Source organism: Kitasatospora sp. NPDC057512, from assembly GCF_042802135.1.
Lineage (GTDB): Bacteria > Actinomycetota > Actinomycetes > Streptomycetales > Streptomycetaceae > Kitasatospora.
Window position 1 is genome coordinate 1 of sequence record NZ_JBHVET010000255.1, and the last position, 10,505, is coordinate 10,505.

Here is a 10,505-nt window from a genome sequence, read left to right on the forward strand (position 1 = left end):
GAGCAGGGTGGGCGCGGTGCGGCCGGCCAGCGCGTCCGGGCCGAGCCGGCCCAGCTCGGTCAGCCCGTCCGCGTCCACCAGCACCGGGACGTCGCTCGCCAGCGCCTCGGCCAGCGCCTGCCGCGCCCCCTCGCCGCCGCCCGGCCCGACCACCCAGGCCTGCACCCGGCCGGCCCCGGCCGGCCCGCCCTCGGTGACCAGCACCTCCGGGAAGCGCCGCACCACCTCCTCGGCCGCCGTGCCCACGTACCGGACCGCGCCCGCACCCCCGTGCAGCGCCCCGGCCACCGCGAGCAGCGCCGCCCCCGGGTAGGTCGCCGAGCCGGCCGCCACCCCGACCACGCCGCGCCGGTACTTGTCGCTCTCCGCGCCCGGCACCGGCAGCAGCGCCGCCACGTCCGCGTGCTGGAGCGCCGTCACCTCCGCGGCGGGCGGCTCCAGCCCGATGCCGACCAGCTGCACGGCGCCCGCGTACGAGGCCCCCGGGTCGATCAGCAGACCGGGCTTGTAGGTGCCGAAGCAGACCGTGACGTCCGCGCGCAGCGCCACGCCCGGCACCTCGCCGGTGTCGGCGTCCACCCCGCTCGGCAGGTCCACCGCCACCACCGTCCCGGACCGCCGGGCCCACGCGTACGGCCGGGCCTCCGGGCGCAGCCCGCCCCGGCCGCCGATGCCGACGATGCCGTCCAGCACCAGGTCCGCGCGCGAGAAGTCGGCCAGGCCGACTTCCTGCTCCACCGTCACCCGCCCACCGGCGGCGCGCAGCGCGGCCAGCCCGCCCGGGTGTGCCTTCTCCGGCACCAGCAGCACCGCCGTCACCCGCGCCCCGCGCCGGGCCAGCGCGGCCCCCGCGTACAGGGCGTCACCCCCGTTGTCCCCGCTGCCCGCGAGCACCGTCACCCGACTGCCGTACACCCGCCCCCGACGCCCGGTCAGCAGCCGCGCACAGGTCGCGGCCAGCCCCGCGGCCGCCCGCTGCATCAGGGTGCCCTCCGGCAGCCGCGCCATCAGCTCGGCCTCGGCGGCCCGGACGGTTTCCACAGGGTGTGCATGACGCATGGGGAGAACTCCTTCAGCAGTCGGCCGGCTCAGACCTGGGCGCACTTTCGAGTGACCCCTACAACGATCCCCTGCCCGCACCCGGCTGTACGCCTACGTTGTCGCGGGCATCCCCTGCTATCTGTTGGCCGACCGCGACGAGGAGAGGGTCACGCTGTTCACCCAGCCCGAGAACGGGGACTACACCGCCCTCGTCGAGACCGCTTTCGGCAAGCCCATCGACCTCCCCGCCCCGTTCTCCTTCACGCTCGACACGGCGCCCCTGCGGTAGGACGCAGCCACCGCAGGGGCGCCGTGCGGCCGAGCGGCTACTCGACGGTGACCGACTTCGCCAGGTTGCGCGGCTGGTCGACCTCGTGGCCCTTGGCCGTGGCCAGCTCGCAGGCGAAGACCTGGAGCGGGACGGTGGAGACCAGCGGCTGGAGCAGGGTCGGGGTGGCCGGGATGCGGATCAGGTGGTCCGCGTACGGGACGACGGCCTCGTCGCCCTCCTCGGCGATCACGATCGTGCGGGCGCCGCGGGCCCGGATCTCCTGGATGTTGGAGACGATCTTGTCGTGCAGGATCGACCGCCCGCGCGGCGAGGGCACGACCACCACGACCGGCAGCCCCTCCTCGATCAGCGCGATCGGGCCGTGCTTGAGCTCGCCCGCCGCGAAGCCCTCGGCGTGCATGTACGCCAGCTCCTTGAGCTTGAGCGCGCCCTCCAGGGCCACCGGGAAGCCGACGTGGCGGCCGAGGAACAGCACCGAGCGGGCGTCGGCCAGCGAGCGGGCCAGCTCGCGCACCGGCTCCATGGTCTCCAGGACCTGCTCGACCTGCTTCGGCGCGTCGCCGAGTTCCTTGATGACGGCGAAGATCTCGTCGCCCCACTTGGTGCCGCGCACCTGGCCCAGGTACAGGGCGACCAGGTAGCAGGCGACCAGCTGGGTCAGGAACGCCTTGGTGGAGGCGACCGCGACCTCCGGACCGGCGTGGGTGTACAGCACCGCGTCCGACTCGCGCGGGATGGTGGAGCCGTTGGTGTTGCAGATCGCCAGCACCTTGGCGCCCTGCTCGCGGGCGTGCCGCAGGGCCATCAGGGTGTCCATGGTCTCGCCGGACTGCGAGATGGCGATGACCAGCGTGCCCGGGCCCATGATCGGGTCGCGGTAGCGGAACTCGGAGGCGACCTCGACCTCGCAGGGGATGCGGGTCCAGTGCTCGATCGCGTACTTGGCGATCATGCCGGCGTGGAACGCCGTACCGCAGGCCACGATGACGACCTTGTCGACCGAACGCAGGTCGGCGTCGGAGATCCGCAGCTCGTCGAGGGTCAGCCGGCCGTCGGTGCCGATCCGGCCGAGCAGGGTGTCGGCGACCGCCTTCGGCTGCTCGGCGATCTCCTTGAGCATGAAGTAGTCGTAGCCGCCCTTCTCGGCGGCGGAGGCGTCCCAGTCGACGTGGTACTCGCGCACGTCGGCCGGGGTGCCGTCGAAGTTGGTGACGGTCACGCCCTCCCGGCGCAGCTCGACCACCTGGTCCTGGCCCAGCTCGATCGCCTCACGGGTGTGGGCGATGAAGGCGGCGACGTCCGAGGCGAGGAAGTTCTCGCCCTCGCCGCGGCCGACCACCAGCGGCGAGTTGCGGCGGGCACCGACGACCACGTCCGGCGCGTCCGCGTGCACGGCGACCAGGGTGAAGGCGCCCTCCAGCTGACGGCAGACCACGCGCATGGCCTCGGCGAGGTCGCCCGCGTAGGCCTCGCCCAGCAGGTGGGCGACGACCTCGGTGTCGGTCTCGGACCGGAGGGTGTGGCCGCGCTCGGCGATCTCGGCGCGCAGCTGGGCGAAGTTCTCGATGATGCCGTTGTGCACCACGGCGACCCGCTGACGGTCGTCCAGGTGGGGGTGGGCGTTGGCGTCCGTCGGGCCGCCGTGGGTGGCCCAGCGGGTGTGGCCGATGCCGGTGGTGCCGCCGGGCAGAGGGGTCTCGGCGAGCGACTTCTCCAGGTTGGCGAGCTTGCCCGCCCGCTTGTCGGTGGCCAGGCTCCACTGTCCTTCGGAGTCCTGGACCTGCACCGCGACACCGGCCGAGTCGTAGCCCCGGTACTCCAGCCGCTGCAAACCTGCGATTACTACGTCGAGGGCGGTCTGAGCGCCCACGTATCCAACAATTCCGCACATGCGTGCCAGCATAAGGGCGGTTCTGTGGCCGTTTTCCCGCCGCGCGGGAACACTGCGTGACCGACACCACAGCCACCGTGAACGCCGCGACGGCTCACAATGGAGCATGTGCTGACCGAACTCTGTACGCCGGGCACCGCCACGCCCGGCCCGTCCCCGTCCCCCTACGTGGACCTCAGCCGGGCCGAGTGGAGCGCGCTGCGCGAGCGTACGCCGCTGCCGCTGACCGCCGAGGAGGTGGAACGGCTGCGCGGCCTCGGGACCGCCCTCGACCTGGACGAGGTCCGCGACGTCTACCTGCCGCTGTCGCGCCTGCTGAACCTGTACATCCACGCCACGCACGAGCTGCGCGGGACGCTGGGCACGTTCCTGGACACCCCGGACACCGAGCGCACCCGCACCCCGTTCATCATCGGCGTGGCCGGCTCCGTCGCGGTCGGCAAGTCCACCACCGCCCGCCTGCTGCAGGCGCTGCTGGCCCGCTGGCCCGAGCACCCCCGGGTCGAACTGGTCACCACCGACGGCTTCCTGCTCCCCAACGCCGAGCTGCGCCGCCGCGGCCTGATGGCCCGCAAGGGCTTCCCGGAGTCGTACGACCGCCGGGCGCTGATGCGCTTCGTCGCGGACGTGAAGGCGGGCAAGGAGCGGGTCAGCGCGCCGGTCTACTCGCACCTGGTGTACGACATCGTGCAGGGCGAGCGGCTGACCGTGGAGCGCCCGGACATCCTGATCGTCGAGGGCCTGAACGTGCTCCAGCCGGCCCTGCCCGGCAGCGACGGCCGCACCCGCCTCGCGGTGGCCGACTACTTCGACTTCTCGATCTACGTCGACGCCCGGACCGACGACATCGAGCACTGGTACCTGGACCGCTTCCGCAAGCTGCGGCAGACCGCCTTCCAGGACCCGAACTCCTACTTCCGCCGCTTCACCGAGGTGCCGGAGGAGGAGGCGATGGAGTACGGCCGGCAGGTCTGGCGCACCATCAACAAGCCCAACCTGCTGGAGAACGTGCTGCCGACCCGCGGCCGGGCCACCCTGATCCTCCAGAAGGGCCAGGACCACAAGGTCCGCCGGGCGCTGCTGCGCAAGCTCTGAGCGCACCCCGGAGCCCGCGAGAGGCACCTCCTCAAGAGCGCACGACACGAAGGGCCCCCGCCACGCGGGGGCCCTTCGCCGTGGGTCCGGGGTTCAGCCCAGGTGGGTGCGCACGGCCTCGGCCAGCCGCTGCCCGACCGTCTCGGCCTGCGCCGGGTCGGCGGCCTCGACCATCACCCGGACCAGCGGCTCGGTGCCCGACGGGCGCAGCAGCACCCGGCCGGTGGAGCCCAGCTCGGCCTCGGCCTCGGCGACCGCGGCGGCCAGCTCGGTGCTGGTCCTCACCCGGGACTTGTCGACGCCCTTGACGTTGATCAGCACCTGCGGCAGCCGGGTCATCACGGCGGCCAGGTCGGCCAGCGGCTGCTTGGTGGCGGCCAGCCGGGCGCCCAGCATCAGGCCGGTCAGGGTGCCGTCACCGGTGGTGGCGTGGTCCAGCAGGATCACGTGGCCGGACTGCTCGCCGCCCAGCGCGAAGCCGTGCTCCTTCATCGCCTCCAGCACGTAGCGGTCGCCGACGGCGGTCTCCACCAGCTCGACGCCCTCGCGCTCCATCGCCAGCTTGAAGCCGAGGTTGGACATCACGGTGGCCACGGCGGTGTTGCCGCGCAGGGTGCCGGCCTCCTTCATGGCGATCGCGAGGATGGCGATGATCTGGTCGCCGTCCACCTCGTTGCCCTCGGCGTCGGCGGCCAGGCAGCGGTCGGCGTCCCCGTCCAGGGCGATGCCGAGGTCGGCCCGGTGCTCCTTCATCGCGACCCGCAGCCGGTCCAGGTGGGTGGAGCCGACGCCGTCGTTGATGTTGAGGCCGGTGGGCTCGGCCCCCAGGGTGTGGACCACCTCGGCGCCGGCCCGGGCGAAGGCCTCGGGGGCGACGTAGGCGGCCGCGCCGTGGGCGCCGTCGATGACGACCTTGATGCCGTCCAGGCGGTTGGGCAGCACGCCGATCAGGTGGGCGACGTACTTGTCGAAGCCCTCGGTGTACTCGCGCACCCGGCCGACGGCCGCGCCGGTCGGACGGTTCCAGTCCTCGTCGCCGAGGGTGTGCTTGCGGTAGTGGGTCTCGATCGCGTCCTCGATGCGGTCGTCCAGCTTGTGGCCGCCGCGGGCGAGGAACTTGATGCCGTTGTCCGGCATGGCGTTGTGGCTGGCGGACAGCATCACGCCGAAGTCGGCGCCGAGCGCGCCGGTGAGGTACGCCACGGCCGGGGTGGGCAGGACGCCGACCCGCAGGACGTCAACGCCGGCGCTCGCCAGACCGGCGATGACGGCGGCCTCCAGGAACTCGCCCGAGGCGCGCGGGTCACGGCCGACCACCGCGACCGGCCGGTGGCCGTCGAAGGCGCCGGCCTCGCCGAGCACATGGGCCGCGGCGACCGACAGGCCGAGCGCCAGCTCCGCCGTCAGGCCCTCGTTGGCCACCCCGCGCACGCCGTCCGTACCGAAGAGTCGTCCCACTGTCCCGTCCTCCATCAGCACTGCTCGGAACCCAAACCGATGATCCCGGCCGCCGCGCAGTAGCCGGGGAACACGTCGCCCCGGAGTACGCGAGGTACTCCGGGGCGACGGTTTTCGCGCAACCAGGGGGTGCGCCGCCAGGGCGGACCGCACCCCCGGGGAGGCGATTAGCGCTTGCTGTACTGCGGCGCCTTGCGGGCCTTCTTCAGACCGGCCTTCTTGCGCTCGACGGCGCGGGCGTCACGGGTCAGGAAGCCGGCCTTCTTCAGCGCGCCGCGGTTGTTGTCCACGTCGGCCTCGTTCAGGGCACGGGCGACGCCGAGGCGCAGCGCGTAGGCCTGGCCGGAGACGCCGCCACCGCTGATGCGGGCGACGACGTCGTAACGGCCGTCCAGCTCGAGGAGCTTGAAGGGCTCGTTCACGGTCTGCTGGTGCACCTTGTTGGGGAAGTAACCCTCGAGGGTGCGACCGTTGATCTTCCACTGGCCGGTGCCGGGGACGATGCGCACGCGGGCGATCGCCTCCTTGCGACGGCCCAGGCCGGCGCCGGGGACGGCCTCGCCGAAGCGGCCGGCCAGCGACTCGGAGGTGTAGCTCTCCTCGGAGGTGTACTCGCCCTCGACGGCCTCAACGGCCTCGTCGAAGTCGACCTCAAGGGTTTCAGTGGTCTCGGCCACGGTGTTCCTCAGCTCTTTTCAGTGTTGGGGGGCTTGGTGGCCGAATTACTGCGCGACCTGGGTGATCTCGAACGGCACCGGCTGCTGCGCAGCGTGGGGGTGCTGGTCGCCCGAGTAGACCTTCAGCTTCGAGAGCATCTGGCGGCCCAGGCTGTTCTTGGGGATCATGCCCTTGATGGCCTTCTCGACGGCCTTCTCCGGGTTGTTCGCCAGCAGGTCGTCGTAGCGCACCGAGCGCAGACCGCCCGGGAAGCCCGAGTGGCGGTAGGCCAGCTTCTGGGTCTTCTTGTTACCGGACAGGTGCACCTTGTCGGCGTTGATGATGATGACGAAGTCACCAGTGTCAACGTGCGGCGCGTAGATCGCCTTGTGCTTGCCCCGGAGGAGGTTGGCGGCCTGGGAGGCCAGGCGGCCGAGCACGACGTCGGTCGCGTCGATGACGTGCCACTGACGCTGGACGTCGCCGGGCTTGGGGCTGTACGTACGCACGGTCGTAGCCTTCGCTTTTCAGTGAGTGAGTCCTGACAGGAGCACCCGGACGGCAGAGCAGCCTGGCCAACCTTGGACGCAATTCAAGGGTGACCGCTGGTCGACGACCTGATGTCTCCGGCGTACCGACCTCTCACGTGAGATAGAGCGAGCCAATACGCACATCAAGCGTCCAGGTTACCGGCCGGATCCGAAGGGGTCAAAAATCGGCTGGCCCCCTCCCGACCGGAGGCCCGGCCGTCACTCAGCGTTCGCGCTCCACCCGGGTCACGTCCCAGACCGGTTCCGGCGACTCGAACACCCGGCCGTCCGCGCCGAACACCAGGAAACGGTCGAAGGTCTTGGCGAACCAGCGGTCGTGGGTGACGCACAGCACGGTGCCGTCGAAGGCCTCCAGCCCGGCCTGCAGGGCCTCGGCGCTCTCCAGGTCCAGGTTGTCGGTCGGCTCGTCCAGCAACAGGGCCGTCACACCGGAGAGTTCGAGCTTGAGGATCATCAGCCGGGCCTGCTGCCCGCCGGACAGCGACTCGAACTTCTGCTCCTCCTGGCGGTCCAGCTCGTACCGGCGCAGCGCCCCCATCGCGGCGCCGCGGCTGAGCGCGTGCTCCTCCTCGACGATCGACCGCACGGTGCGGCCGAACAGCTCCGGGTGGGCGTGGGTCTGCCGGAAGTGGCCGGGCACGACCCGGGCGCCGAGTTTCCAGGCGCCGGTGTGCTCAACGGTCTCGTCGCCCGCGAGCAGCCGCAGGAGGTGCGACTTGCCGGCGCCGTTGGCGCCCAGCACCGCGACCCGCTCGCCGTAGAAGACCTCCAGGTCGAAGGGCCGCATCAGGCCGGTGAGCTCCAGCTGCTCCAGGGTGAAGGAGCGCACACCGGTGCGCCCGCCCTTGAGCCGCATGGTGATGCTCTGCTCGCGCGGGGGCTCCTCCGGCCGACCGGCCTCCTCGAACTTCTTCAGCCGGGTCTGGGCGGCGGCGTAGCGGGTGGCCAGGGCGTGGCTGACGGCGGCGGCCTGGCGCAGGGTGACCACCAGCTTCTTGAGCTTGGCGTGCTCCTCGTCCCAGCGCCGGCCGAGCTCCTCGAACCGCGCGAAGCGGTCCTTGCGGGCCTCGTGGAAGGAGTCGAAGCCGCCGCCGTGCACCCAGACGCTGCTGCCCGCCGCGCCGGACTCCACGGAGATGATCTTGTCGGCGGTCTTGGAGAGCAGCTCGCGGTCGTGCGAGATGAACAGGACGGTCTTCGAGGTGGCCTTGAGGGCTTCCTCCAGCCAGCGCTTGGCCGGGACGTCCAGGTAGTTGTCGGGCTCGTCGAGCAGCAGCACCTCTTCGGGGCCGCGCAGCAGCGCCTCCAGCACCAGCCGCTTCTGCTCGCCGCCGGAGAGGGTGTTCAGGCCGCGCCACTGGGCCTTGTCGAAGGACACCCCGAGGGCCGCCATGGTGCAGACGTCCCAGTCGGTCTCGTAGTCGTAGCCGCCGACGTCGGCCCAGTCGGAGAGCGCCTGGGCGTAGGCCATCTGCGTCTTCTCGTCGTCCTGGGCGATCATCGCCAGCTCGGCGGCGTCCACCGCGCGGGCGGCCTTGGCGATCCGCTCGGGGGCGACGGAGACCAGCAGGTCGCGCACCGAGGCGTCGGCCGGCAGCGAGCCCGGGGTGGACTGCTGGTCCTCGCGGCCGGTGGTGCCGACGAACTGGCGCATCACGCCGAGCCCGCCGCTGATCGTCACCGTGCCGCCGTGCGGCTGGATGTCCCCCGCGATCATCCGCAGCAGGGTGGTCTTGCCGGCGCCGTTGGCGCCGACCAGGGCGACCGCGGCGCCCTCTCCGACCCGGAAGGACGCGTCGTCGAACAACACGCGCCCGTCCGGCAGGTAGTACTCCAGGTGCGAAATCTCGACGTGTCCCATGGGAACGATTCTCCCAAGCGGACGCGCCGGGCCAAAACGGATTACCCGATGGCCGGCTGCCCGGGCAGGGTCCGCATCCGCCGGGCCGCGCGGTTGCGCTCGGCCAGCTGGTCGTCCGGCGGGTAGCCGACCTCCTCCAGCGTGAGCCCGTACGGCCGGATCACGTTGACGGCGGAGTTGCGCACCCCGCCGGCCAGCACCTCGCCGGGGAACTCCACCGGCCGGTGCCCGTCGCCGACCAGCAGCATCGCGCCGACCAGCGCCCGGACCATGTTGTGGCAGAAGGCGTCGGCCCGCACGGTGGCGACCGCGAGCGAGCCCTCCTGGGCGGCGTACGGGTCCACCGGGACGCGGTCCCAGTGCAGCTCCAGCAGGGTGCGGATGGTGGTGGCGCCCTCGCGCTTCTTGCAGTACGCGGCGAAGTCGTGCTCGCCGAGCAGCAGCTTCGCGGCGGCGTTCATCTTCTCCACGTCCAGCGGCCGGTCGTGCCAGAGCACGTGGCCGCGCAGCAGCGGGTCCACCCCGCCGGGGTGGTCGGAGACCCGGTACGCGTACCGGCGCCAGACGGCCGAGAAGCGGGCGTCGAACCCGGCCGGCGCCTCGCCGACCCGGTAGATCCGGACGTCCCCGGGCAGCCGGCCCGCCAGCCGGCGCAGCAGCTTCTCCCGGTGCTCCGCCCACAGCTCGGCCGGCAGGTCGACGTGGGCGACCTGGCCGCGGGCGTGCACCCCGGCGTCGGTGCGGCCGGCCACGGTCAGCGGGAAGAGCTCCGGGCTGCGGGTGACGACCTGCAGCGCGGTCTCGATCTCCTCCTGGACCGTCCGGCGGCCGCCCTTCTGGCGGGCCCAGCCGGAGAACTCGGCACCCTGGTAGGCGAGGTCGAGCCGGACCCGGACGTACCCGTCGGCCGGGCCGTCCTTCACCGGCGGCTGCTCGGCGCACTCGTTGACCACTGCTTCTCTTCTCCCGGGACCTCGAAGAACAAGGAACGGGCCCGCTCCCCCATCACTGGGGAAACGGGCCCGCATCACACCTGAAGGTGTCAGGCCTGCTCGGCCTCGGCGGCGTCGGCCTTGGTCTCCTCGACCTTGGCGTCGGCCTCCTTGACGGCACGCTTGGTGGCGGCCTCGGCCTCGCCGACGGCGGTCTGCGCGACGGTCAGCGCCTCGACCAGCTCGATCACGGCCATCGGGGCGTTGTCGCCACGACGGGGACCGATCTTGGTGATACGGGTGTAACCACCCGGGCGGTTCTCGTAGCGCGGCGCGATCTCGGTGAAGAGGGTGTGCAGCACCGACACGTCGGTGATGGTCTTGCGCACCAGGCGACGGTTGTGGATGTCGCCCTTCTTCGCCTTGGTGATCAGCTTCTCCGCCAGCGGGCGCATCCGACGGGCCTTGGCCTCGGTCGTGGTGATGCGGCCGTACTGGAACAGCTCCCGGCACAGACCGGCGAGCAGCAGCGGCTCGTGGTGCGGGCCGCCGCCGAGGCGGGCACCCTTGGTGGGACGCGGCATGGATTACTCCTTGAATCTCCGACTACGGCCGTATCAGGTACCGCAGCGGGCGTACGGGCACTGTTGCCCGTACGACTTTCACGACGACGGGGGCGGTTCGTGGAACCGCCCCCGCGGCCAATTCTCTCAGTACTGCTCGGTCT

At 71.9% G+C, this 10,505-nt stretch carries 10 protein-coding genes; 2 read left to right on the plus strand and 8 right to left on the minus strand.

What is annotated here, in order from left to right:
- Nucleotides 1-1,059: NAD(P)H-hydrate epimerase (locus ACFU6K_RS18300; RefSeq protein ID WP_380664200.1), on the minus strand; the 1,059-nt coding region annotated here is incomplete at its 3' end.
- Nucleotides 1,060-1,183: 124 nt separating this feature from the next.
- Here ACFU6K_RS18300 and ACFU6K_RS18305 point away from each other — a divergent pair.
- A complete protein-coding gene (locus ACFU6K_RS18305; protein ID WP_380664202.1) occupies nt 1,184-1,330 on the plus strand; it encodes a hypothetical protein in 147 nt (48 codons plus the stop codon).
- 37 nt (nt 1,331-1,367) lie between these two features.
- Here the strand turns inward: ACFU6K_RS18305 and glmS are convergent, their stop codons facing one another.
- Complete coding sequence (gene glmS, locus ACFU6K_RS18310) at nt 1,368-3,224, minus strand: glutamine--fructose-6-phosphate transaminase (isomerizing) (protein WP_380664204.1); 1,857 nt, start codon at nt 3,222-3,224, stop codon at nt 1,368-1,370.
- A gap of 99 nt (nt 3,225-3,323) precedes the next feature.
- Here glmS and coaA point away from each other — a divergent pair, with 99 nt between their 5' ends.
- Complete coding sequence (gene coaA / locus ACFU6K_RS18315) at nt 3,324-4,319, plus strand: type I pantothenate kinase (protein WP_380664206.1); 996 nt, start codon at nt 3,324-3,326, stop codon at nt 4,317-4,319.
- A gap of 93 nt (nt 4,320-4,412) precedes the next feature.
- Here the strand turns inward: coaA and glmM are convergent, their stop codons facing one another.
- The 6 genes from glmM to rplQ form a co-directional block, all read right to left on the minus strand.
- Nucleotides 4,413-5,777, minus strand: a complete 1,365-nt coding sequence (gene glmM / locus ACFU6K_RS18320; RefSeq protein ID WP_049649054.1) for a phosphoglucosamine mutase — start codon at nt 5,775-5,777, stop codon at nt 4,413-4,415.
- Between the two features lie 167 nt (nt 5,778-5,944).
- On the minus strand, nt 5,945-6,454 hold the full coding sequence (gene rpsI / locus ACFU6K_RS18325; protein WP_049649053.1) for a 30S ribosomal protein S9: 510 nt from the start codon (nt 6,452-6,454) through the stop codon (nt 5,945-5,947).
- A gap of 45 nt (nt 6,455-6,499) precedes the next feature.
- Entirely contained in the window at nt 6,500-6,943 is a 444-nt protein-coding gene (rplM, locus tag ACFU6K_RS18330) for a 50S ribosomal protein L13 (RefSeq protein WP_030055846.1), read from the minus strand.
- Between the two features lie 244 nt (nt 6,944-7,187).
- Nucleotides 7,188-8,846 carry an ABC-F family ATP-binding cassette domain-containing protein gene (locus tag ACFU6K_RS18335; protein WP_380664209.1) on the minus strand — a complete coding sequence of 553 codons (1,659 nt, stop codon included), beginning with the start codon at nt 8,844-8,846 and terminating at the stop codon, nt 7,188-7,190.
- 41 nt (nt 8,847-8,887) lie between these two features.
- Nucleotides 8,888-9,799: a tRNA pseudouridine(38-40) synthase TruA gene (gene truA, locus ACFU6K_RS18340; protein WP_380664211.1), complete on the minus strand. Its 912-nt coding sequence runs from the start codon at nt 9,797-9,799 to the stop codon at nt 8,888-8,890.
- 89 nt (nt 9,800-9,888) lie between these two features.
- Nucleotides 9,889-10,362: a 50S ribosomal protein L17 gene (rplQ, locus tag ACFU6K_RS18345; protein WP_049649050.1), complete on the minus strand. Its 474-nt coding sequence runs from the start codon at nt 10,360-10,362 to the stop codon at nt 9,889-9,891.
- Nucleotides 10,363-10,505: the final 143 nt, after the last annotated feature.

Coding starts and splice junctions, on each gene's coding strand:
- glmS (WP_380664204.1), bottom strand. CDS start 3,224: ATGTGCGGAATTGTTGGATACGTGGGCGCTCAGACCGCCCTCGACGTA.
- coaA (WP_380664206.1), top strand. CDS start 3,324: ATGGAGCATGTGCTGACCGAACTCTGTACGCCGGGCACCGCCACGCCC.
- ACFU6K_RS18335 (WP_380664209.1), bottom strand. CDS start 8,846: ATGGGACACGTCGAGATTTCGCACCTGGAGTACTACCTGCCGGACGGG.
- rplQ (WP_049649050.1), bottom strand. CDS start 10,362: ATGCCGCGTCCCACCAAGGGTGCCCGCCTCGGCGGCGGCCCGCACCAC.